The organism is Mycobacterium sp. 852002-51152_SCH6134967 (assembly GCF_001667105.1).
In the GTDB taxonomy this organism is placed as follows: Bacteria; Actinomycetota; Actinomycetes; order Mycobacteriales; family Mycobacteriaceae; genus Mycobacterium; species Mycobacterium neumannii_A.
In genome coordinates this window covers 265,096-286,568 of sequence record NZ_LZIK01000068.1, presented here as the reverse complement: position 1 = coordinate 286,568, position 21,473 = coordinate 265,096, and the positions used below count along the sequence as shown (strand labels likewise).

The following is a 21,473-nucleotide window of genomic DNA, read 5'->3' as shown; positions in this document are numbered from 1 at the left end:
CGATGCGGTATGAAGAGGCGTGGCCCCCCAACCGTCGCGGCAGGATGACCATGACCCGATCGCGCTCGCGCGGGCCAACTGGGAGCGCTGCGGGTGGGGCGAGGTCGCCGACGGCATGGTCGCCGTGACATCGGTGATGCGGGCACACCAGATCCTGCTGGCGCGCGTCGAAAGCGCACTTCGACCCTACGATCTGAGCTTTTCGCGGTTCGAGTTGCTGAGGCTGTTGGCGTTCACCCGCAACGGCGCGCTGCCGATCACCAAGGCCTCCGATCGGCTGCAGGTGCACGTCACCAGCGTCACGCACGCGATCCGGCGACTGGAGGGCGACGGTCTCGTCGAGCGGATTCCCCATCCGACCGACGGGCGCACCACGCTGGTTCAGATCACCGACCTCGGCCGCTCGACGGTCGAGGACGCCACGGTGACGTTGAACAACGAGGTCTTCGCCGACATCGGAATGTCAAGCGCCGAGTCGCGGGCCCTTGCCGATTCGATCCAGACGCTGCGCCGCAACTCCGGGGACTTCTAGGTCCGGTCTGTGCTGGTCATGCCGCGTTCTGCCGCGCCACCCAGTCGCGGAAGGATAACAGATCGGGGTTCAGCGTCCGTACGAACGCCAGATCGCGCGCAGCGGTGAACCGTTCGGAGTCCTCGGCGTAGAACTGGAACATGTTGCCCATCTCGATAGCGCCGGGGAAGTCCATGGCGCGCAGCTCATCCCAGGACTGCGGTCGATAAGCCACCGGTTCGCCGTGCAGCCTCGAGAGTTCGGCGGCGAACTCCTCGCCGGTCAAGTGGTCACCGGCGATGCTCACGGTCTGGCCGATGAACTCCGGACCTCGCTTGAAGATGCCGAGTGCGGTTCGGCCGATGTCACCGACGGCGATCGCCGCCATCGGCCGGTCCGCCATCGGCAGCGTCAGCACTAGGTGCCCGTCCGGATCGCGGACCGGTTGCAGGTCGGAGAGGAACCCCTCGTAGAACCCGGCTGTCCGGAGAAACGTCGTGGGCACGCGGTGTTCGGCGAAGAGGGCGTCGGCCTCTGCCTTCGCGTCGAAGTGCGGCACCTTGTACCGTCCCTCGACCGTCGGCACCCGTGCGTCGTCGCCGAAGTGGTCCCGGGTGTCCTCCAACGTCGACCAGATGACGTGCGCCACGTCCGCTGACTTCGCCGCGCGCGCCGCCGTTTCGGCTTGGTACAGCTCCGATTCCGCCCTGGTGCGCACCGCTTCCTCTTCTGCCGTCCGCTCCGCCCAGTAATTGGTGACAACAAACGCCGCCTCGGCTCCGTCGAAGGCGCGCTGCATGCCCGTGACGTCATACAGGTCGGCCTCGACGACTTCAGCGCCCGCTGCGGCAAGCCGCTTTGCCTGCGTGGACTGCGGGTTGCGCGTCACTGCACGGACCGAGAACTTCCCGCTCGGATCGGCGAGGATCGCTCGGGCCAGTCCGCCGCCCTGTTTGCCGGTCGCTCCCACAACGGTGATCACATGCTGAGCCATGGTCATCTCCTTCTAGGTTGATACGTCAACCCAACCCAGGGTAGTCGGTCGGGTTGATATGTCAACCCGGTCCGGTAGGATCGTCGCCATGGCTGGTAAGGGGCGGCTGACCGAGGAAGAACTGGGCGCCTGGCGCGCATTCGTGACGATGCAGCACAGGCTCGAGCGTCACCTGGTGATGCATCTGCAGCGCGAGTTCGGGCTCTCGGATTCCGACTTCGAGATTTTGGTCAACCTGTCGGAGGCACCCAAGGGGCGGATGCGCGCGTACGAGCTCGGCAAAGCCACCCACTGGGAGAAGACCCGGCTGTCACACCACCTGACCCGGATGCAGAAGCGCGGCCTGATCCGCAGGGAGGAGTCGACCGGTCGCTACCCCGACATCGTGCTGACCGACACCGGCCGCGCGGCGATCAAGGCGTCCGCACCGGCCAACGCGGAACGGGTGCGCGAACTGTTCATCGACGTGCTCGGCCCGAAGCGCCTTGCGGCATTTCGTGAAGCGTCCGAAGACGTGATCACCGGCATCGAGGAGCACCTGGCGAAGGCCTGCACCCTCGAGTGAAGCGGGCCTACTCCAGCACGGTCGGCAGCGGAATCGTCGCCGTCACCGCCGTCCCCGCCCCGGGGCGGGACCGGATGTTGAGCCGACCGCCGACGATCTCGGCGCGCTCGGCCATCGACAGCAGGCCGTAGCCGCCCATGTCGTCGCCGCCCAGCGGATGTTCGAAGGTATCGAAACCCACTCCGTCATCGACGATTTCGAGACGTGCGATGTCGCCGCTGTCGCCGGGGTCGACGGCGAACGTCAGCCGGGCCGACGCGGCCTTGGCGTGTTTGACGACGTTCTGCAGGCACTCCTGTGCGATGCGGTACAGCGCGAGCTCGATGTGGTCGGGGAGGCGGCGCTCGGCCAGATCCACCTCGATGCCGATCTGCGGTATCGATCGGGCGAGGCTGGCCAGTCCGCCGGCCAGTCCGAGGTCGTCGAGAACCGGCGGGCGCAACCCGCTGATCGCCGCGCGGGCCTCCTGCAGCGTCAGGTCGACCAACTCGCGTGCCTTGCCGAGCTGTTCGGCGACGATCGCGGGTTCGTCGGATCGGGTCGCGGCGTCCAACCGATAGGACAAGGTGACCAGCCGCTGCGAGATACCGTCGTGGATATCGCCTGCAAGCCTTCGCCGTTCGAGCTCCTGAGCCTCTATCACCTGCTCGACGAAATTCTCGTGGGCCCGTTCGCGGGCCACCAGCTGCCGGTGCAGCCGGGCCTGGTGCATGGCCCCTGCGATGAGCCTGCCGATCACCACGAGCAACTCGACGTCGCGCTCGGTGAAGTCGCGGCGCTCCACGGTGTGCACGTTCAGCACGCCGACAAGGCCGCCCGGGTCGGTCTCCATCGGCACCGACACCATCGACGTGAAATCGCGGCCCCGCAGCGACTGAAACGGCATGTAGCGCGGATCGGACTCCTTGTCCTGCGTGATCACCACCGGCTCTCGGTGGCTGGCGACCCAACCCGAGATGCCCTGGCCCAGAGGCAGTCTGATCTTCCCTATCTCGGCGTCGAACGGCGGTGTGGCACCGGCCAGCGTGAGTGACCGGTCGCTGTCGTCGAGGACGTGCACGAAGCACACGTCGCTGGCGGTGGCCGCAGTGATCATCCGCGCGGCCGCGGCGGCCAGCGGTTCGACACCCGGACCCTTGGACGCGGCCTGGATCAGTTCGCGCAGCAGTGCCAGCTCGCGGTCGGCGGCCAGCGCGTACTGGCTCAGCTCCCGCACCGCGTCCGACGGACCCGATTCCGTGGTCACTTGAAGATTCCCTCGCGCAGGGCCGTCGCGACGGCGCCGGTGCGGTCGCTGACACCGAGCTTGCGGTAGATCGAGCTGAGGTGGGTCTTGACCGTCTCGTCCCCGATCACCAGCTTGGCCGCGATCGCCCGGTTGGAGAGCCCGTTGACGACGAGCGAGAGGATCTCACTCTCACGCTGGGTCAACCCCTGGCGCGCGCCCGGCCAGAACTCGTCGCGCTGAAGCCGCGCTGCGGTGTCGACGGCCCTGGCCGCCATGCCCGGGTCGATCGCGGTCTCGCCGCGGTGGACGAACTCCAACTGCCGCACCAGTTCGTCGCTGCTGATGCTCTTGAGTAGATATCCGGACGCCCCGACGCGAAGGGCCTGGAACAGGTACTGCTCGTCGTCGTAGACCGACAGCATGACGATCTTGCGGTCGGCGTTGCGTTCGCGCAGTTCGGCGCACAGGTCCAGGCCGCTGGCACCCTGCATCCGCACATCGCACAGCACGATGTCGGGATCAAGATCGTCGATGACCGCGGCCGCGCGTTCGGCGCCGACGGCCTGCCCGACAACCTGCACCCGGTCGGCGAACGCCGCGAGCATGGCCTTGAGGCCCTCGATGACCATTTCGTGGTCGTCGACCAGCACAAGACGTACCGGTGGGCTGCTCGGCATGCACCTACCTTAGAGGTGCCATTTCCCAGGTGAAGCATGTCGGCGGGGTGCGGCGGGCCGAAGCGGCACCGTCGATCCCCCGATTGGGGGAGGACGTCGCGAGTGATGGGGGCCACGCTCTACGTATGCCGACAACGCAGGAGACGACGTGGCGCGCGGGCCGATTCTGGTGGGACTCTTCTCCTCCTGGTGCCGGGCCGGGTTCCGGCTGTGCCGTGCGCGGTCTGGTGTTCGACCTCGACGCGCTGACCGACATCGAATGTGACGGCCACCGGGTCGCCTACAACGCCGCCTTCGCGACGCACGGCCTGGATTTCCAGTGGTCGGTGCCGCGTTATCGACAGCTGCTCGCGCTCACCGACGAGCGCCAGAGGGTCGCCGCCGAGCTTCGCAAGCGGTGCGTGGCCACCGAGGCCGACGTGCTCACCAAGCTGCTGGCAGACGAGATCTACGCCACCAAGACCATGCTGTTCGACGAGTTGATCCTCGAGCGCGACCTGTCTCCGCGCGCCGGGTTGGTCGACTTCGTGATGGACGCCGTCGGCGCCGGCGTGCAGGTGGCCGTCGTGGTGAACGGTCAGCGCGGCTGGGCCGAGCCGCTGGTGCGCCAACTGGTCGGCGAGGGTCTTGTCGAGGTCGTGGTCTCCGCCGAGGACGTCGTCAAGCCGATGCCCGATCCGGAGGCACACCGGCACGCGTTGTGGGAGCTCGGGCTGTCCGCCGACGACGCGTTCGCCGTCACCGGCTCGGCCTCGGGGCTGCGGGCGGCCAACGCCGCCGGGATGCCGACGCTGGTGATCACGGGGGAGGGCACCCCCGACATCCCGGCCGCGGTGGCGGTGCGGCCCGACTACGGTGGCGCCAGCCCGCTGCGCCTCGCCGATTGCCAGCGCCTGCACGCCAACTGGTCGCGCGGCCGCAAGCAGACGGCCGCCTAGCCGAAGCATTCGCCGAACGACCGCACCGACGGCGCGGTGGCTCTACCATCACGCGATGGCTCAGAAGACCCGAATCACGTCCGACATGATCGGCGGCGACGTCGACGAGGGCTACGGGAAGGTCGCCGACGCATTCCGCCGCAACCTGGGCAGCGGACGCGAAATCGGGGCCGCGGTGGCGGCGTACCGCGACGGCCGCAAGGTGGTGGACCTGTGGGGCGGCTACCGCGACGCGTCCACGCGATCGCCGTGGCAGGGCGATACTCTTGTCAATGTCTTCTCGACGACGAAAGGTGTTGCCTCCCTTGCGGTCGCGGTCGCCGTCTCGCGCGGGCTTCTGGACTACGACACAAGAGTCGCCGAGTACTGGCCCGACTTCACGGAGGCGGGCAAGGCCGACGTCACCGTTCGTCAGTTGCTCGGTCACCAGGCCGGCCTGGTGGCGGTCGAGCCCCCGCTCACGCTGTCCGAGCTCGCCGACCCAGAGGTCGTGTCGGCGCGGATCGCGAAGCAGGCCCCGGCGTGGCCTCCGGGCACCCGGCACGGGTATCACGCCGTCACCCTCGGTCTGTACGAATCCGCGTTGATCCGGCAGGTCGACCCCGCGCGGCGCACGCTGGGCCGGTTCTTCGCCGACGAGATCGCCGCACCCCTCGGCCTGGACCTGTTCATCGGCCTGCCCGAATCCGTCGACCGTGAGCGTGTCGCGCGCCTGAAGGCGCTGACCCGGTGGGATCTGCTGTTGCACATGAACACGATGCCGCCCCGGTTCGCGATGTCGATGATGAACAAGGCCAGCCTGGTGGCGCGGGCGTTCGTCGTCGCGCAGGGGTCCGTCGACGCCGAGGCGTTCAACCGCGACGAGTTCCGCATCGTCGAGATGCCCGCCGTCAACGGCACGGCCACGGCCAGGGCGGTCGCCAAGCTCTACGGCGCCGCGGCCACCGGCGCGCCCAAGCTGGGCCTGGCCGATACCGTGCGTGTCGCGCTGGAGGCGCCGGCCGTCGCACCGACCAAGGGCGTGCGCGACCGGATCCTGCACACCGACGTGTCGTACTCGCTGGGCTTCGGCAAGCCGACGTCCACCTTCGTGTTCGGGTCGTCGGGAAGGGCGTTCGGATGGCCCGGCGCAGGTGGGTCTTTCGGCTTCGCCGACCCGGAGACCGGCACCGGATACGGCTACGTGATGAACAAGATGGGCTTCCATCTGTTCAGCGATCCGCGGGAACTCGCGCTGCGGCAGGCATTGTTTCGCGATGTCCTCGGCGCCCGGCCGCAACGCTAGTAGTTTCGACCCATGACCGACATCCCCACCGCCGAAGAAGCGCTCGCCCGCCTCGGCATGCCGCTGGTCGAGGCGATGATGACCCAGCGTGCCGTCCGCCGCGTCCTACCCGACCCCGTCGACGACGCTGTCGTGCTGAAGTGCATCGAGCTGGCGCTGCGGGCTCCCACCGGATCCAACGGGCAGAACTGGGAGTTCATCGTGGTGAAGGACCAGGCCGTCAAAGACCAGCTCGGCAAGCGTTATCGGCAGGCCTGGTCGCTGTACGGCGGGATAGGCCGGCGTCTGGCCGCCGGCGACGAATCGATGCAAAAGATCCTGCGGGCCGTGCAGTGGCAGGTCGACCATTTCAGTGAGATCCCGGTCCTCGTCGTACCGTGTCTGCGCGGCGGTTCACGGCTGCCGTACATGCCGTCGCCGTTCGTCGGCGAGTCGTCGTTCTTCGGGTCGATCTACCCCAGCGTGCAGAATCTGCTGCTGGCTGCACGCGCGATGGGGCTTGGTGCGTCGCTGATCACCCTGCCGCTGTGGAGCGTGACATCGGCCCGGCGAACCCTGGGCCTGCCGCTGACCGTGACACCCATCTGCGTCGTGCCCCTGGGCTGGCCGCGTGGCCGGTACGGACCGACGACGCGCAAGCCGGCCGGACAGGTCGCGCACCTGGACACGTACGGCGAGCGCGCCTGGGTCGACGCCGACGCTCGGTGACGCCGGGTCAGTTGCCCCGCAGCGCCTCGATCACCGCGCTGAAGTCCTTGTCGGCATGGTCGGCGGCGAACTTCTTGTAGATCTCCGCGGCGTGGCTGCCCAGCGGGGCGTTCGAACCGGTCGACTCGACCGCGGCCATGGCGAGGCCGAGATCCTTGTTCATCAACGCGGTCGCGAAACCGGGTTTGAAGTCGTTGTTGGCCGGCGACGTCGGAACCGGTCCCGGGACAGGACAATTCGTGTGCACCGACCAGCAGTTGCCGGTGGCCCCGGTGATCACGTCGAACAGCGACTGCGCCGGCAGGCCCAGCTTCTCGGCGAGCACGAATGCCTCGCCGATCGCGATCTGCTGGACCGCGAGCACCATGTTGTTGCACAGTTTGGCGGCCTGGCCGGTACCGGAGGCGCCGCAGTGAATGATCTTGCCCGCCAACGGTTCGAGCACAGGCCGGGCGCGTTCCACCGCTTCGTCCTCGCCGCCGACCATGAACGCCAGCGTGCCCGCGGTGGCACCCTTCACCCCGCCCGACACCGGGGCGTCGAGTTGCGCGAAGCCACGCTCGAGGGCCTGCTGATGAATGCTGCGCGCGTCGTCGACAGAGATTGTGGAGGTGTCGATGAACAGCGCGTTGTCCTTGGCCGCGGGGAGCACTTCGGCGTAGCACGCTTTCACGATGTCGCCGTTGGGCAGCGAGGTGATCACGACCTCGGCCTCGCCGACCGCCTCAGCGCCGCTGTCGAAAACCGACACGCCCTTGTCGGCCGCGGCCGATTTCAGCGTCGGCTGGGGGTCGAACCCGCGGACCGTCTGGCCGGCGGCAACCAGGTTCGCCGCCATCGGCCCGCCCATGTTGCCCAACCCCAAGAACGCGATCGTCGTCATCGATGACCTCTCCTAAGCGGACGCCCGCACCTTGGCGGCCTGCGACCGCCCGATGACCACCCGCATGATTTCGTTGGTTCCCTCGAGGATCCGGTGTACGCGCAGGTCCCGGACGATCTTCTCCAACCCGTACTCGTTTAGGTAGCCGTAGCCACCGTGCAACTGCAGTGCCTGGTCGGCGACCGTGTAGCAGGCATCGGTGACGTAGAGCTTGGCCATCGCGCACAGCTCGACCTTGTCGGGGTGGTTCTCGTCCAGCGCGGTCGCCGCGCGCCACAACAGGTTTCGCGAGGTCTCGAGCGCGGTGGACATCTCGGCCAGGGTGAACCGGATGGTGGGCTCGTCGAGAAGTGGGCCGCCGAACGCTTCGCGGTCTCGGACATAGGCGGCGGCCTTGTCGTAGGCGGCCTGCGCACCGCCGAGCGAGCACGCCGCGATGTTGATCCGGCCGCCGTTGAGCCCGTTCATCGCGATCCCGAAGCCGGTGCCCTCGCCGTCGGCACCGCCCAACATCGCATCGGCGGGTACGCGGACGCCTTCGAAGATCACCTGGGCTGTTGGCTGGGCGTGCCAGCCCATCTTCTCTTCGTCGGCCCCGAAAGTCAGTCCAGCAGCGTCCTTCTCGACGAGGAAGGTCGAGATGCCCCGCGGGCCCTCTCCGCCGGTGCGCGCCATCACCACGTACACGTCCGAGGACCCGGCGCCGGAGATGAACTGCTTGACCCCGTCGAGGACGTAGTGGTCACCGTCCCGGACGGCCCTGGTGCGCAACGCACTCGCATCGGACCCCGCACCGGGCTCGGTCAGGCAGTAGCTGGCGATCGACTCCATCGACGCCAGCCGCGGCACCCAGCTCTTGCGTTGTTCGGGCGTGCCGTAGGTGTCGACCATCCACGTGCACATGTTGTGGATGGACAGGAACGCCGCCACCGTCGGATCCGCCGTCGCGAGCTGTTCGAAGATCCGCACGCCGTCGAGCCTGCGCAACCCGCTGCCACCGACGTCCTCGTTGCAGTACACCGCCGCCATTCCGAGCTCGGCGGCCTCGCGCAGCACATCGGTGGGGAAGTGGTGCGTGCGGTCCCACTCCAACGCGAACGGCGCGAGCCGCTTCTCGGCGAACGCGGCCGCCGTCTCGGCGATCACGCGCTCGTCGTCGTCGAGCCCGAAATAGTCCATGCTGCCGGTGTTCTCGTGCGCTACTTCATGGTCGGCAGGACGAACTCGGCGCCGTCCTTGATGCCCGACGGCCACCGCTGCGTGACGGTCTTCGTCTTGGTGTAGAACAGGATCGAATGTGGACCGTGCTGGTTGAGGTCCCCGAAACCGGACCGCTTCCAACCGCCGAAGGTGTGGTAGGCCACCGGAACCGGGATCGGCACGTTGACGCCCACCATGCCGACCTGCACGCGTGACACGAAGTCGCGGGCCGCGTCGCCGTCGCGGGTGAAGATCGCCACGCCGTTGCCGTACTCGTGCTCCGAGGGCAGCGCCAGCGCCTCCTCGTAGTCCTTCGCGCGCACAATGCACAGCACCGGCCCGAAGATCTCGTCGGTGTAGATCGGCATGTCGGTGGTGACGTGGTCGAACAGGGTGGGGCCGATGAACCAGCCGTTTTCCAGGCTGTCGTCGCCGAACTGCAGTTCGTCGCTGGCGCGTTCGCGGCCGTCGACGACGATCTCGGCGCCCGCCTCGACGCCGGCGTCGATGTAGCCGCGCACCCGCTGCAGCGCCGCCTCGGTCACCAGCGGCCCGTAATCGGCCTTCGGGTCCAGGCTGTGGCCCACCCGCAGGTTGTTGATCCGCTCGACGAGCCGGGCGCGCAAGCGATCTGCGGTCTCATCGCCAACAGGAACCGCGACGCTGATCGCCATGCAGCGCTCGCCCGCACTGCCGTAGCCGGCGCCGATCAGCGCGTCGACGGCCTGGTCGAGGTCGGCATCGGGCATCACGATCATGTGGTTCTTCGCGCCGCCGAAGCACTGCGCGCGCTTACCGTTGGCCGTCGCGCCCGCGTAAATGTACTGCGCGATATCGGAGCTGCCGACGAAGCCGACGGCCTGGATCGCCGGGTGTTCGAGGATGGCGTCGACGGCTTCCTTGTCACCGTGCACAACCTGGAAGACGCCGGGGGGCAGGCCCGCCTCGAGGAACAGTTCGGCCAGCCGGACCGGCACCGACGGGTCCCGCTCGGACGGCTTGAGGATGAACGCGTTGCCGCACGCCAACGCGGGGCCCGCTTTCCATAGCGGGATCATCGCCGGGAAGTTGAACGGGGTGATGCCCGCGACGACGCCGAGCGGCTGGCGCAGCGAGTACACGTCGATACCCGGTCCCGCGCCCTCGGTGAACTCACCCTTGAGCAGGTGCGGGATGCCGACGCTGAACTCGATGACCTCGAGGCCGCGCTGGATGTCGCCGAGGGAGTCGGCGTGGGTCTTGCCGTGCTCGAGAGACAGCAGTTGGGCGAGCTCGTCAGCGTTCTGGTTGACCAGCTCGATGAACTTCATCAGCACGCGGGCCCGGCGTTGCGGGTTCCATGCCGCCCACGACTTCTGCGCCTCGGCCGCACCCGTGACCGCCACGTCGACGTCGGCGGCCGATGCCATCACGACCTGCGCTTGCACCTCACCCGTGCTGGGGTTGAAGACGTCGCCGGTGCGGCCCGACTGGCCATTGGTGCGCTTACCGTCAATGAAATGCGGAACCTGGGTGGTCATGAACGTGCCCCTCACTACTAGATAGTTGGATATCCTAGTAATGCGGTGGCGCGCGACGCAAGAGCGCCGCGGAGGCGGGTTTGGGCGGGTTTGTCAGCCCTTCAAACCGAGCGGCCCGGCCAATTCGGTCAGCGTGGGGATCAACACGTCCCATCCGCCGAGCACCTGGATCGCGACATGATCGGCGCCGGACTCCAGGTGCTCGTTGAGCCGAGCGGCGATGGCGTCGGGCGTGCCGTGGGCGACGAGCGCGTCGATCAGCCGGTCGCTGCCGGGCTTGGCGACGTCGTCCTCGGTGAAGCCCAAACGTTTCCAGTTGTTCAGGTAGTTCGACAGGTTGAGGTAGAAATCGACTGTCTGCCTACCGATCTCGCGGGAGGCCTCGGCGTCCCTGGCCAACACGACCTTGTGCTCGGGCGCGATGAACACCGTGGGCCCCAGCAGGTTTCGCGCTTCCCCAGTGTGCTGCGGGGTGGTCAGGTACGGATGCGCCCCGGCACTGCGCTGCGCTGCCAGCTTGAGCACCTTCGGCCCCAGCGCCGCGATCACCCGCCGGCTCGTCGGCACCTTCTTGGCGTCCAGCGCGTCCAGGTACTCGACGAGCACGTCATACGGTTTGCGGTACTCCTCGGTGTGCTCGGGGTGACCGATACCGATGCCCAGCAGGAAGCGGCCCGGATACGCGTCCTCGACGCGGTGGTAGGCGTCGGCGACCTCGCCGGCGGGCGCCGTCCACACGTTGATGATCCCGGTCGCGACCTGAAGGTTCTCAGTGCGCTCGAGGATCGGCTCGACGTATTCCAGGTTGCCGGCAGGCGATCCGCCGATCCACACCGCGCCGTAGCCGAGCTTCTCGATCTCCACGGCCTGTTCGGGTTTCGGGACGCCGAACGTCCATACGCCGTAGCGGCCGAAATTGGGCTTGAGCTCAGTCATACGGATCCCTTCGGTGGTGACGTCACTTCAATCCGAGCGGACCCGCCAATTGAGCCAACGCGTCCACCAGCTTGTCCGGTCCGGTGAGCATCTGCACGGGCACGTGGTCGGCGCCCGCTTCGAGATGCTCGTTGAGCCGTTCGGCTATGGCGTCGACGGTGCCATACGCCACCACGGCATCGACAAGCCGGTCGCTGCCCGGCTTCGCGACCTCGTCGTCGGTGAATCCGAGACGCTTCCAGCTGTTGAGATAGTTCGTCAGGTTGAGATAGATGTCGAGCGCCTTGCGGCCGACCGCGCGGGCACTCTCGGCATCAGTGGTCGGCACCACTTTGTGTTCGGGCGCGATGAACGCATCCGGGCCGATCAGCTTGCGCGCCTCGGCGGTGTGTTCCGGCGTCGTCAGGTAGGGGTGCGGCCCGGCGGCGCGCTGCGCGGACAGCTTGAGCACCCGCGGACCGAGCGCGGCGACCACCCTTCTGTCCTTCGGCACTCCGTACTCGTCGAGCTTGTCGAGGTAGGCGACGAGCGCGTCGTACGGCTTCTGATATTCGGTGTGGGCTTCGGGGTGGCCGACGCCGATACCCAGTACAAAGCGTCCCGGATGGGTCTTCTCGATGCGGTGGAAGGACTCGCTGACGGGCTCGGCGTCCGCGGTCCAGATGTTGACGATGCCGGTCGCCAGTTTGAGTGTGTTCGTCGCCTCGAGAATCGGTTCCACCCAGGACAATTCGGCCGCAGGGGAACCGCCCGCCCAGATCGCCCCGTAGCCGAGGTCTTCGATGGCCCGCAGCTGCTCCGGGCTCAGCTTCTGCCACATGGAGTAATGGCCGAACGCGCCGTACCTGCCGAGATCGGGTTTCGTCATGGTCGCTCCAACTTCTCGGTGTCCAAGGGATATTCCGGCTATCCGGCTGCGACGGGAAGTTCCGTCGGAGTCGGCGCCTCGGGGGCCGGCGCAACTAACGGTAGATCGATGATGAACCGGGTATCGCCGGGCGCGGACTTGACCCGGATGTCGCCGTGGTGCTTCTCGACGACGATGCGCCGGGCGAGATCGAGCCCCAGACCGGTGCCCTGACCGAACGGCTTGGTGGTGAAGAACGGTGTGAAGATGCGGTCGATGTTCTTCTCGGCGATGCCTTGGCCGTCGTCGCAGATCTCGACGCGGACCATCTCGTCGTTCTTACGCGATGTGCGGATCGTCAGCGTGCCCTCATAGTTCATCGCCTGGATCGCGTTGTCGATGATGTTGGTCCAGACCTCGTTGAGATCGCCTGGGTAGCACATCAATTGAGGCAGTGTGGTGTCCTTCTCCCACACCAGCGCGACTGGTTTGTCCTTACCTACCTTGTCGCCGAAGATGGTCTTGATCGTGCTGTGGATCAGCTCGTGGACGTTGGCGGCCTGATACTCGCTGCGGTCCATCTGGGAGTACTGCTTGGCACCGGCCAACAGCGCCGAGATCCGCTTGCTGGCGTCGGCGATCTCGTTCATCCGTAGTTCGGCGTCGATCGTGTACTTCAACCAGCCCAATGCGCTTTGCAGCGTCGCCGAGCAGTCGACGTCATCGATCGAGGCCTGCACGCGTTCGAGCCAGTCGAGGTCCAGACCCGCCTCCACGAACGTCGGTGCGTAGTCCCAGGCGCTGGCGATGCCGCGGCCCTCCAGCCAGTCGCCGATGTGCTCTTCCCGGTCGGACAACTCGAGCGCGGTGAGTTCCTGCGCCTTGGACTTGGCGACCTGCTCGGCGACCTCGTCCTGGATCCGTACGAGCACCCGCAACGCTTCCGGGGTGAACTTGCCGTCGGCCAGCATCGCCAGCTTGTAGCGCATCTTGCCGACGCCCTCGCGAAGGTCCGCCACCGCGCGTGCGGCGGCCGCCGCCGGGTTGTTGAGCTGATGGGTCAGGCCGGCGGTGATCGTGCCCAGTGCGAGCAGCTTCTCGCGCTGGCCGAGGATCTGGCTCTGGCGCCGGCCGCCGACGCGGTGCCCCTCGAGCAGGTGCACGGCCATCGGGAACTCCGCCTGCATGAACTTGGCGAACGCCTCGGCGTCGAGCACAAAGAAGCGCGACGGCATCGTGACGCGGACCGAGGCTTCATAGAGGTGCTCTTCGTCGGGGACGTAGGCCGACCACGCGCCGCAGTACACCCCGCGCTGGGACGTGCGATTGGTTTGGATGTCCACGCCGCCCGAGCGCTTCGACATCACCAGTTCACCGTCGAGCAACACGTAGAAGCAGGTTGCCGGGTCGCCCTCGGTGCACACGGGACCGGGTTCGAACGTGGCGATGTGGCCGTTGTCGCACAGAACCTGTAGTTGCCGGTCGGTGAGCGCCTCGAACAGGAACAGCGACCGCAGTTCGTCGGGTATGCACTGGTTCTCGTTGTCACCCATCACGCCTCCGCCAGGTATCGGTGCACCAACATCACCGCCATCGACCCTTCGCCGACGGCGGCCGCCACCCTCTTGGCGGATTCCGAACGCACATCTCCTGCAACAAACACACCGGGCACGCTTGTTTCCAGGTGGTGCGGCGGACGGTCCAGCGTCCAGCCGGCCACGTTACGCAGATCGGGCCCGGCGAGGATGAATCCGTGGTCGTCGCGGGCGATACCCGCCTGTTCCACCCAGTCGGTGCGCGGTTCGGCCCCGATGAAGATGAACATGCGGCCGCACGTGTGTTCCTCGCGCTCACCGGTGTTCAGGTTCTCCAGGCAGATGCGTTCCAGGTGGCCGTTTCCTTCGACCTTGTGCACCGCGGTGTGCGGAAGTTCGCGGATGTTGTCGGTCGCCCTGATCTGCTGAATCAGGTAGTAGGACATCGAATCCTCAAGGGTGCGGCGACAGACGATGCTCACCTTCTTCGCGGTTCGCGACAGGAACATCGCGGCCTGTCCTGCGGAGTTGGCGCCGCCGATGACGAAGACCTCCTCGTCCTCGCATTCGGCGGCCACCGACGAGGTGGCTCCGTAGTAGACGCCCGCGCCGGTGAAATCGGCGCAGCCCTCGGCGGGCAGCTGCCGGTACTCCACGCCCATCGCCAGGATCACCGCCCGCGTCCCGATCGATCGGCCGTCGGACAGGTGGACGGTGCGGGCGTTGCCGTCGATCTCGAGCGCGCTGACCTCGGCCGTCGTGATGAGCTCGGCTTCGAACTTCTCGGCTTGTCTGCGGGCCCGCTCGGCGAGCTGAGACCCCGAGAGGCCGTCGGGAAAGCCGAGGTAGTTCTCGATCCGTGAGCTCTGCCCGGCCTGCCCACCCGTGGCCGTGCGCTCGATGAGGACCGTCTTGAGGCCCTCGGAGGCGCCGTAGACCGCCGCGGCCAGACCCGCGGGGCCGCCACCGATGACGACCAGATCGTAGAAGTCCTCCGAGGGCGTGATCGACAAGCCGAGCGTCGCGCCGAGTTCGGCGTCGTCCGGCCCGACGAGCGTCTCGCCCTGTTCGGTGACCACCACCGGAAGCGTCAGCCCGTCGAGGCCCGCGGCGTCGAGCAACTGCCTGCCCTTGGGTTCGTCGGCGCGAAACCACGTGTAGTAGAGCCGATTGCGGGCGAGGAACTCGCGAACCTCCGACGAGCGAGCGTTCCACGGGTGCCCGATGATCTTGGTGTGCGGGATCGCCCGGTCGCCGGTCTCGCGCCAGGCTTCGATCAGCGCGTCGATCACCGGATAGAGCTTCTCCTGCGGCGGGTCCCACGGTTTGAGCAGGTAATGATCAAGGTCGACGACGTTGATCGCGTCGATCGCGGCGTGCGTGTCGGCATATGCGGTCAGCAGCACGCGGCGGGCCATCGGGAAGATGTCCATCGCCTCTTCGAGGAACTCGATCCCGCTCATCTGCGGCATCCGGTAGTCGGCGACGAACACCGCGACGGTCTCACCGCGCAGCTTGAGTTCGTTGAGCGTCGCGAGGGCATCGGGGCCGTTCTCGGCGCGCACGACGCGAAAGGCCTCGCCATAGTGGCGGCGCAGATCTCGGGCGACGGCGCGCGACACCGCCGGATCGTCATCGACGCTCAAAATGACGGGTTTACGAGGCTGGGGCGAGGGGCCGGTCATCGCGTACAAGTATGCGCCCAACGTCCAGCCGATATGGGGGTCAGCAATCAGGTGCTCTGCGAAACCTTCCCGAGTCGACGAGAACGCCTTCCTGACGGGTGCCGGTTGAGCGCTTCGGTGATCTCCCGCCCGCGGGTCCGCGGGGCGCGCTGTGCTATGCCCCGCATCATCTTCTGCTCCACCACGAAATGCGGTATGTCGAACCAGGAATGCCCCACCGCGCCGCCGCTGCCGCGCACCACAAGGTGCGTCCGTCCCATTTCTCGGCGGAGCGCGAATGACCAACAGCCCGAGGTCTTCTCGCCCCGTTTCAGCCGCCCGAAGTCTGTCGGTGACACCAGCACGAGTTGTGATCCGGTTTTCACTGCCGTTGACCACTTCTCATCGGACAACCGGCCACCGGCGATGGCCAGGCACCGAGGTCACCTATGCGCCAGACGAAGCGGCAGAACGAGGTAGGTCGTGTATAAGGGCCGCCACATTTGTCCTGCACAGTGGTGAGCGCCACTTGGGGCTGGGCGGCCTGCACCGAATCCGGCTCAGCCTCAGCGCGATTGCACGCTTTGACAGGTGACCAATGGCACTACGGGTACGACGACCGCGTGGCTACTGTCGGAGGTGTGGGAACAGACGACATCGGCATCGGCGCCGACAACGACGCACGGACTCCGCACCGCCCCACCGTGCCGCGGATACAGGCGCCGCTGCGCAATGCGGTGCAACCGCTGACGAGAACTGGCGGTTACTACGCGCGCTCGTGGCGTGACTACCTCCATGACGGCCGCGATCAAACGCCGACCGTGCGGCCGACGGTCGCGTTGGCCGCCGAGGCGTTTCGTGATGAAGTGGTGCTGCTCGGGCTGCGAGCGCGGCGTCCGCTCAGCGATCCGCGGGCGTTCGAGCGGATCCACGGTGAAGTGGTCGCGGCGCTGGACTTCTACGGAGAGCGTGGATGCCTCGACGATCCGGCGGCGTTCTTCGCCGCGCCGGGGCCGCCCAGCGACTTGGACGTCTCACCGGTGCGTCGCCGCAACCGCTCCTATCACCGGTTGCGCTGGACCAGCGGGTACCGGCCGGACGCGGCCGAACCGGGCGCCGACCGCTGGCTGGGTTATGGCGCCGTCTCCCGCGGCTACGGTCTGCTGCTGCGCCACCCCGAACCGCGGCCGTGGCTGGTGTGTGTCCACGGCACCGAGATGGGGCGGGCGGCGATCGACCTGGCGATCTTCCGCGCCTGGTACCTGCATGAGGAGTTGGGTCTCAACGTCGTGATGCCGGTGCTGCCGATGCACGGTCCGCGCGCCAAGGGGCTGCCGAAGGGTGCGGTGTTCCCCGGCGAGGACGTCCTCGACGACATCCACGCCACCGCGCAGGCGGTGTGGGACGTCCGCAGCCTGCTGTCGTGGATCCGCCGGCAGCAGCCAAAAGCGTCGATCGGCGTGTACGGCCTGTCGTTGGGCGGTTTCATCGCGGCGTTGGTGGCCAGCCTCGACGACGACCTGGAATGCGCGGTGCTGGGCGTGCCGGTCGCAGACCTGGTCGGGCTTTTGGCGCGGCACTCCGGCATGGACAGCGACGATCCGCGCATGGAGACGATCAGGCTGGCCGCCCCGCTGGGCCGGATGATCTCGCCGCTGTCGTTGCCGCCACAGGTCCCGATGGGCGGGCGCTTCATCTACGCGGGCATCGCCGACCAGGTGGTCCACCCTCGCGAGCAGATCGACCGGCTGTGGGAGCACTGGGGCCGTCCCGATATCCAGTGGTACCGCGGCGGGCACACCGGCTTCTTCAGGTCCCGGCCCGTGCACCGGTTCGTCACGGCCGCGCTGGTGCAATCGGGCCTGGTCCGCGGCAGTGACGCAGAACCGGACCGGCCCGAGACGGCGACGGGTTGACGGAGCCCTCCGTCGCGATTTTGGGCGCGGCCGGTGGGCGAGTACCATGGATCAACGGTGCGGTGATCGCGCCGACTCTTTGCGTGCCCTGTTCAGGAATTTCTGGCTACTGGCTCACGTTCTGTAGTCGGAGCAAATGCTGCGCCGCAAGCAGTATCCGCCGCTCGCGGCGGGAAGGCGCCAACGATCAGGACACGGAGGATCTCCGAAAAACAATGGCCAAGAAAGACGGTGCCATAGAGGTCGAGGGTCGCGTGGTCGAACCCCTGCCCAATGCGATGTTCCGCATTGAGCTGGAGAACGGACACAAGGTCCTTGCCCACATCAGCGGCAAGATGCGGCAGCACTACATCCGCATCCTGCCCGAGGACCGCGTCGTGGTGGAGTTGTCTCCCTACGACCTGTCCCGGGGCCGCATCGTTTACCGGTACAAGTAAAAAACAGACACTCCAGAAGAACAGGATCGAACGAGCCGTGAAGGTGAACCCGAGCGTCAAGCCCATTTGCGATAAGTGCAGGGTGATCCGCCGGCATGGGCGGGTCATGGTGATCTGCTCTGATCCACGCCACAAGCAGAGACAAGGCTGAGGCGCCGATGAGCGCTTGCGCGAAGAGCAAACAAGTGAGCTTCCGCTTCCGCTCGTCCAGACACAACTGAATGACGAAACCCCAGTACCACTGAGCTGCCCGGCGCGTCAGCGCCAAAAAGACGTATCAGCGCCGCTCGTCACGTCCGGCACGGAGGCCGGACCCCACATGAGGGAACGGACTGGGACAAGACCTCCGCATAGAAGAAGGAACACCGCCTGATGGCACGTCTCGTGGGCGTCGACCTCCCGCGCGATAAGCGCATGGAGATCGCCCTGACCTATATCTACGGCGTCGGCCGCACCCGCTCCCAGGAGATTCTGGACGCCACCGGCATCAGCCGGGATCTGCGCACCAAGGACCTGACCGATGATCAGGTGACCCAGCTGCGCGACTACATCGAAGCCAACATCAAGGTGGAGGGCGATCTGCGCCGCGAGGTGCAGGCCGACATCCGCCGCAAGATCGAGATCGGCTGCTACCAGGGTCTGCGGCACCGCCGTGGGCTTCCGGTGCGCGGCCAGCGGACCAAGACCAACGCGCGCACCCGCAAGGGGCCCAAGCGCACCATCGCCGGCAAGAAGAAGGCCAGGTAATCGACGATGCCACCCGCCAAAAAGACCGCGGCCGGCCCCAAGAAGGGGCAGAAGACCCGTCGCAGGGAAAAGAAGAACGTCCCGCACGGTGCCGCGCACATCAAGAGCACGTTCAACAACACGATCGTGACGATCACCGACCCGCAGGGCAACGTCATCGCCTGGGCGTCGTCGGGGCACGTGGGCTTCAAGGGCTCGCGTAAGTCCACACCGTTCGCCGCGCAGCTGGCCGCCGAGAACGCCGCCCGCAAGGCGCAGGAACACGGCGTGAAGAAGGTCGACGTGTTCGTCAAGGGCCCGGGCTCGGGCCGCGAGACCGCGATCCGGTCGCTGCAGGCCGCCGGCCTCGAGGTCGGCGCGATCGCCGATGTCACGCCGCAGCCGCACAACGGGTGCCGTCCGCCGAAGCGGCGCCGGGTCTAGTAGGACGAGGAGAAACAGACAATGGCTCGTTACACCGGACCCGCGACCCGCAAGTCCCGCCGCCTCGGCGTGGACCTGGTCGGCGGCGATCAGTCGTTCGAGAAGCGCCCCTACCCGCCCGGTCAGCACGGTCGCGCGCGGATCAAGGAAAGCGAATACCGCCTGCAGCTGCAGGAGAAGCAGAAGGCCCGCTTCTCCTACGGCGTGATGGAAAAGCAGTTCCGTCGCTACTACGAGGAGGCCAACAGGCTGCCCGGCAAGACCGGTGACAACCTGCTGCGCATCCTGGAGAGCCGGCTGGACAACGTCATCTACCGCGCAGGCCTGGCCCGCACCCGCCGGATGGCGCGGCAGCTGGTCAGCCACGGCCACTTCCTGGTCAACGGTGTCAAGGTCGACATCCCGAGCTACCGGGTGTCGCAGTACGACATCATCGACGTGAAGGAAAAGTCGCTGAACACCGATCCGTTCGTGATCGCGCGGGAGACCGCGGGCGACCGCCCGATCCCGTCGTGGCTTCAGGTCGTCGGCGAGCGTCAGCGCATCCTGGTGCACCAGTTGCCGGAGCGTGCGCAAATCGACGTGCCGCTGTCCGAGCAGCTGATCGTCGAGCTGTACTCGAAGTAAGGCTTCCCGCCGCCCGGATGGCGGTAGGGATTTGCGGCATCAAATAGCGGGTGCCGTAGAGGAGGAAAGAAACACATGCTGATTTCTCAGCGCCCCACTCTGTCCGAAGATGTCAAGGCCGAGAACCGCTCCCAGTTCGTCATCGAGCCGCTGGAGCCGGGTTTCGGTTACACCCTTGGCAATTCGCTTCGTCGTACGCTGCTGTCGTCCATCCCGGGCGCGGCGGTCACCAGCATCCGCATCGACGGAGTGCTGCACGAGTTCACCACGGTGCCCGGAGTCAAGGAAGACGTCACCGACATCATCCTGAACCTCAAGGGCCTGGTCGTCTCGTCGGAAGAGGACGAGCCGGTCACCATGTACCTGCGCAAGCAGGGGCCGGGTGAGGTCACCGCGGGTGACATCGTTCCGCCCGCCGGCGTGACGGTGCACAACCCCGAGATGCACATCGCCACCCTCAACGACAAGGGCAAGCTCGAGGTGGAGCTCGTCGTCGAGCGCGGTCGCGGCTACGTGCCGGCCGTGCAGAACAAGGCCTCGGGCGCCGAGATCGGCCGCATCCCTGTCGATTCGATCTACTCGCCGGTGCTCAAGGTCACCTACAAGGTGGAGGCCACCCGCGTCGAGCAGCGCACCGACTTCGACAAGCTGATCCTCGACGTCGAGACCAAGAACTCGATCACGCCGCGTGACGCGCTCGCATCCGCGGGCAAGACGCTGGTCGAATTGTTCGGTCTGGCACGGGAACTCAACGTCGAGGCCGAAGGCATCGAGATCGGGCCCTCCCCGGCCGAGGCCGATCACATCGCCAGCTTCGCGCTGCCGATCGACGATCTGGACCTGACGGTGCGGTCGTACAACTGCCTCAAGCGCGAGGGTGTGCACACCGTCGGCGAATTGGTCGCACGCACGGAGTCCGACCTGCTGGACATCCGCAACTTCGGCCAGAAGTCCATCGACGAGGTGAAGATCAAGCTGCATCAGTTGGGCCTGTCGCTCAAGGACAGCCCGGCCTCGTTCGATCCGTCCGAGGTCGCCGGCTACGACGTCGCGACCGGCACCTGGAACAGCGATGCCGGCTACGACCTGGACGACAACCAGGACTACGCCGAAACCGAACAGCTCTAAACAACAGAGTCCGTCCCGGCCCTACCTGATACGGGGGTCGGCCCCACATAGGAGATAGTCGCAATGCCCAAGCCCACCAAGGGCCCTCGCCTCGGCGGGTCGTCCTCGCACCAGAAGGCGCTGCTGGCCAACCTGGCCACCTCGCTCTTCGAGCACGGCCGCATCAAGACCACCGAGCCGAAGGCACGGGCGTTGCGTCCCTATGCGGAAAAGCTCATCACGCATGCCAAGAAGGGCACGCTGCACAACCGGCGTGAGGTGATGAAGAAGATTCGCGACAAGGACATCGTGCACACGCTGTTCGCCGAGATCGGCCCGTTCTACGCCGACCGCGAGGGCGGCTACACCCGCATCATCAAGGTCGAGAACCGCAAGGGCGACAATGCCCCGATGGCGGTCATCGAGCTGGTGCGGGAGAAGACGGTGACCTCGGAGGCCAACCGTGCACGCCGGAGCCGCTCCGGCGGCGACGTCGGATCCGGTGCCGCGGGTGCGCAGAAGACCGAGCAGCCGGTCGCGGCCGTGTCGGCCCCGCAGGCCGCGGTTGTGCCCGAGGCCGCCGAGGGTCCCACCGAGGAGGAATCGGTCGAGGAAGCCAGGACCGAATCGAGCGAGGCCGAGTCGTCCGAGGTCGTTGAGGCCGAGGCTTCGGCCGACGAGCCTGCACAGGTCGAGGCCGATAAGGATGACGACAAGTCCTGAGG

Annotated in this window: 23 protein-coding genes; 13 read left to right on the top strand and 10 right to left on the bottom strand. The window is 66.9% G+C overall.

Features of this window, described 5'->3' with window-relative positions; all coding sequences use genetic code 11:
- Window positions 1-19 precede the first annotated feature (19 nt).
- On the top strand, window positions 20-532 hold the full coding sequence (locus tag A5790_RS22480) for a MarR family transcriptional regulator (protein WP_066849427.1): 513 nt from the start codon (window positions 20-22) through the stop codon (window positions 530-532).
- 16 nt (window positions 533-548) lie between these two features.
- Here A5790_RS22480 and A5790_RS22475 read toward each other — a convergent pair whose 3' ends face one another.
- Entirely contained in the window at window positions 549-1,505 is a 957-nt protein-coding gene (locus tag A5790_RS22475; RefSeq protein ID WP_231987868.1) for an NmrA/HSCARG family protein, read from the bottom strand.
- Between the two features lie 88 nt (window positions 1,506-1,593).
- Here A5790_RS22475 and A5790_RS22470 point away from each other — a divergent pair, with 88 nt between their 5' ends.
- A complete protein-coding gene (locus A5790_RS22470) occupies window positions 1,594-2,070 on the top strand; it encodes a MarR family winged helix-turn-helix transcriptional regulator (protein ID WP_066849423.1) in 477 nt (158 codons plus the stop codon).
- A 7-nt stretch (window positions 2,071-2,077) separates the two neighbouring features.
- Here A5790_RS22470 and A5790_RS22465 read toward each other — a convergent pair whose 3' ends face one another.
- Entirely contained in the window at window positions 2,078-3,316 is a 1,239-nt protein-coding gene (locus tag A5790_RS22465) for a GAF domain-containing sensor histidine kinase (RefSeq protein ID WP_066849422.1), read from the bottom strand.
- A complete protein-coding gene (locus tag A5790_RS22460; protein ID WP_066849419.1) occupies window positions 3,313-3,975 on the bottom strand; it encodes a response regulator transcription factor in 663 nt (220 codons plus the stop codon). Before A5790_RS22460 ends, A5790_RS22465 begins: the two co-directional genes overlap by 4 nt.
- Before the next feature lie 125 nt (window positions 3,976-4,100).
- On the opposite strand from A5790_RS22460, the gene A5790_RS22455 reads away from it, so the two are divergent.
- From A5790_RS22455 to A5790_RS22445, 3 genes are read left to right on the top strand one after another with little or no spacing between them, the layout of a single operon-like run.
- Entirely contained in the window at window positions 4,101-4,913 is an 813-nt protein-coding gene (locus A5790_RS22455; RefSeq protein WP_066849416.1) for an HAD family hydrolase, read from the top strand.
- Window positions 4,914-4,968: 55 nt separating this feature from the next.
- On the top strand, window positions 4,969-6,198 hold the full coding sequence (locus tag A5790_RS22450) for a serine hydrolase domain-containing protein (RefSeq protein ID WP_066849413.1): 1,230 nt from the start codon (window positions 4,969-4,971) through the stop codon (window positions 6,196-6,198).
- Between the two features lie 12 nt (window positions 6,199-6,210).
- The gene (locus A5790_RS22445) at window positions 6,211-6,906 is read left to right on the top strand and encodes a nitroreductase family protein (RefSeq protein WP_066849410.1); all 696 of its coding nucleotides are present in this window, start codon (window positions 6,211-6,213) and stop codon (window positions 6,904-6,906) included.
- 7 nt (window positions 6,907-6,913) lie between these two features.
- On the opposite strand, the gene mmsB is transcribed toward A5790_RS22445, so the two are convergent.
- The 7 genes from mmsB to A5790_RS22410 form a co-directional block, all read right to left on the bottom strand.
- Window positions 6,914-7,789 (bottom strand): 3-hydroxyisobutyrate dehydrogenase, encoded by an 876-nt coding sequence (gene mmsB, locus A5790_RS22440; RefSeq protein ID WP_066849407.1) that lies wholly within the window; start codon window positions 7,787-7,789, stop codon window positions 6,914-6,916.
- A 12-nt stretch (window positions 7,790-7,801) separates the two neighbouring features.
- Window positions 7,802-8,968, bottom strand: coding sequence for an acyl-CoA dehydrogenase family protein (locus tag A5790_RS22435; protein ID WP_066849404.1), 1,167 nt, complete (start codon window positions 8,966-8,968; stop codon window positions 7,802-7,804).
- Window positions 8,969-8,988: 20 nt separating this feature from the next.
- A complete protein-coding gene (locus A5790_RS22430; protein ID WP_066849820.1) occupies window positions 8,989-10,509 on the bottom strand; it encodes a CoA-acylating methylmalonate-semialdehyde dehydrogenase in 1,521 nt (506 codons plus the stop codon).
- A gap of 93 nt (window positions 10,510-10,602) precedes the next feature.
- Entirely contained in the window at window positions 10,603-11,445 is an 843-nt protein-coding gene (locus tag A5790_RS22425) for an LLM class F420-dependent oxidoreductase (RefSeq protein WP_066849400.1), read from the bottom strand.
- A gap of 22 nt (window positions 11,446-11,467) precedes the next feature.
- Window positions 11,468-12,313, bottom strand: coding sequence for an LLM class F420-dependent oxidoreductase (locus A5790_RS22420; protein WP_066849398.1), 846 nt, complete (start codon window positions 12,311-12,313; stop codon window positions 11,468-11,470).
- A 38-nt stretch (window positions 12,314-12,351) separates the two neighbouring features.
- Entirely contained in the window at window positions 12,352-13,845 is a 1,494-nt protein-coding gene (locus A5790_RS22415) for an ATP-binding protein (RefSeq protein WP_066849396.1), read from the bottom strand.
- Window positions 13,845-15,512, bottom strand: coding sequence for an FAD-dependent oxidoreductase (locus A5790_RS22410; protein WP_066849393.1), 1,668 nt, complete (start codon window positions 15,510-15,512; stop codon window positions 13,845-13,847). Before A5790_RS22410 ends, A5790_RS22415 begins: the two co-directional genes overlap by 1 nt.
- Window positions 15,513-16,204: 692 nt before the next feature.
- Between A5790_RS22410 and A5790_RS22400 the strand changes: the two genes are divergently transcribed.
- The 8 genes from A5790_RS22400 (at window position 16,205) to rplQ (ending at window position 21,471) form a co-directional block, all read left to right on the top strand.
- Window positions 16,205-17,407, top strand: a complete 1,203-nt coding sequence (locus A5790_RS22400; protein ID WP_156656495.1) for a S9 family peptidase — start codon at window positions 16,205-16,207, stop codon at window positions 17,405-17,407.
- Window positions 17,408-17,622: 215 nt separating this feature from the next.
- Entirely contained in the window at window positions 17,623-17,844 is a 222-nt protein-coding gene (gene infA, locus A5790_RS22395) for a translation initiation factor IF-1 (protein WP_003418601.1), read from the top strand.
- A gap of 37 nt (window positions 17,845-17,881) precedes the next feature.
- Window positions 17,882-17,995 carry a 50S ribosomal protein L36 gene (gene rpmJ / locus A5790_RS25590; protein ID WP_003879483.1) on the top strand — a complete coding sequence of 38 codons (114 nt, stop codon included), beginning with the start codon at window positions 17,882-17,884 and terminating at the stop codon, window positions 17,993-17,995.
- Window positions 17,996-18,216: 221 nt separating this feature from the next.
- Window positions 18,217-18,591 (top strand): 30S ribosomal protein S13, encoded by a 375-nt coding sequence (rpsM, locus tag A5790_RS22390; RefSeq protein ID WP_066849389.1) that lies wholly within the window; start codon window positions 18,217-18,219, stop codon window positions 18,589-18,591.
- 6 nt (window positions 18,592-18,597) lie between these two features.
- Complete coding sequence (rpsK, locus tag A5790_RS22385) at window positions 18,598-19,014, top strand: 30S ribosomal protein S11 (protein WP_064345641.1); 417 nt, start codon at window positions 18,598-18,600, stop codon at window positions 19,012-19,014.
- 21 nt (window positions 19,015-19,035) lie between these two features.
- Window positions 19,036-19,641: a 30S ribosomal protein S4 gene (rpsD, locus tag A5790_RS22380; RefSeq protein ID WP_064399046.1), complete on the top strand. Its 606-nt coding sequence runs from the start codon at window positions 19,036-19,038 to the stop codon at window positions 19,639-19,641.
- 75 nt (window positions 19,642-19,716) lie between these two features.
- On the top strand, window positions 19,717-20,769 hold the full coding sequence (locus A5790_RS22375; RefSeq protein ID WP_064399044.1) for a DNA-directed RNA polymerase subunit alpha: 1,053 nt from the start codon (window positions 19,717-19,719) through the stop codon (window positions 20,767-20,769).
- A 63-nt stretch (window positions 20,770-20,832) separates the two neighbouring features.
- Window positions 20,833-21,471 carry a 50S ribosomal protein L17 gene (rplQ, locus tag A5790_RS22370; protein WP_066849388.1) on the top strand — a complete coding sequence of 213 codons (639 nt, stop codon included), beginning with the start codon at window positions 20,833-20,835 and terminating at the stop codon, window positions 21,469-21,471.
- Window positions 21,472-21,473: the final 2 nt, after the last annotated feature.

Bases quoted from the DNA above. Each gene is read 5' to 3' on its own strand.
- infA (WP_003418601.1), top strand. From the start codon at position 17,623: ATGGCCAAGAAAGACGGTGCCATAGAGGTCGAGGGTCGCGTGGTCGAA.
- A5790_RS22455 (WP_066849416.1), top strand. From the start codon at position 4,101: ATGCCGACAACGCAGGAGACGACGTGGCGCGCGGGCCGATTCTGGTGG.
- mmsB (WP_066849407.1), bottom strand. From the start codon at position 7,789: ATGACGACGATCGCGTTCTTGGGGTTGGGCAACATGGGCGGGCCGATG.
- A5790_RS22445 (WP_066849410.1), top strand. From the start codon at position 6,211: ATGACCGACATCCCCACCGCCGAAGAAGCGCTCGCCCGCCTCGGCATG.
- A5790_RS22415 (WP_066849396.1), bottom strand. From the start codon at position 13,845: ATGGGTGACAACGAGAACCAGTGCATACCCGACGAACTGCGGTCGCTG.
- A5790_RS22410 (WP_066849393.1), bottom strand. From the start codon at position 15,512: ATGACCGGCCCCTCGCCCCAGCCTCGTAAACCCGTCATTTTGAGCGTC.
- A5790_RS22475 (WP_231987868.1), bottom strand. From the start codon at position 1,505: ATGGCTCAGCATGTGATCACCGTTGTGGGAGCGACCGGCAAACAGGGC.
- A5790_RS22435 (WP_066849404.1), bottom strand. From the start codon at position 8,968: ATGGACTATTTCGGGCTCGACGACGACGAGCGCGTGATCGCCGAGACG.
- A5790_RS22470 (WP_066849423.1), top strand. From the start codon at position 1,594: ATGGCTGGTAAGGGGCGGCTGACCGAGGAAGAACTGGGCGCCTGGCGC.
- rpsK (WP_064345641.1), top strand. From the start codon at position 18,598: ATGCCACCCGCCAAAAAGACCGCGGCCGGCCCCAAGAAGGGGCAGAAG.
- A5790_RS22460 (WP_066849419.1), bottom strand. From the start codon at position 3,975: ATGCCGAGCAGCCCACCGGTACGTCTTGTGCTGGTCGACGACCACGAA.
- A5790_RS22425 (WP_066849400.1), bottom strand. From the start codon at position 11,445: ATGACTGAGCTCAAGCCCAATTTCGGCCGCTACGGCGTATGGACGTTC.
- A5790_RS22430 (WP_066849820.1), bottom strand. From the start codon at position 10,509: ATGACCACCCAGGTTCCGCATTTCATTGACGGTAAGCGCACCAATGGC.
- A5790_RS22420 (WP_066849398.1), bottom strand. From the start codon at position 12,313: ATGACGAAACCCGATCTCGGCAGGTACGGCGCGTTCGGCCATTACTCC.
- rpsD (WP_064399046.1), top strand. From the start codon at position 19,036: ATGGCTCGTTACACCGGACCCGCGACCCGCAAGTCCCGCCGCCTCGGC.
- A5790_RS22375 (WP_064399044.1), top strand. From the start codon at position 19,717: ATGCTGATTTCTCAGCGCCCCACTCTGTCCGAAGATGTCAAGGCCGAG.
- A5790_RS22450 (WP_066849413.1), top strand. From the start codon at position 4,969: ATGGCTCAGAAGACCCGAATCACGTCCGACATGATCGGCGGCGACGTC.
- rpsM (WP_066849389.1), top strand. From the start codon at position 18,217: ATGGCACGTCTCGTGGGCGTCGACCTCCCGCGCGATAAGCGCATGGAG.
- rplQ (WP_066849388.1), top strand. From the start codon at position 20,833: ATGCCCAAGCCCACCAAGGGCCCTCGCCTCGGCGGGTCGTCCTCGCAC.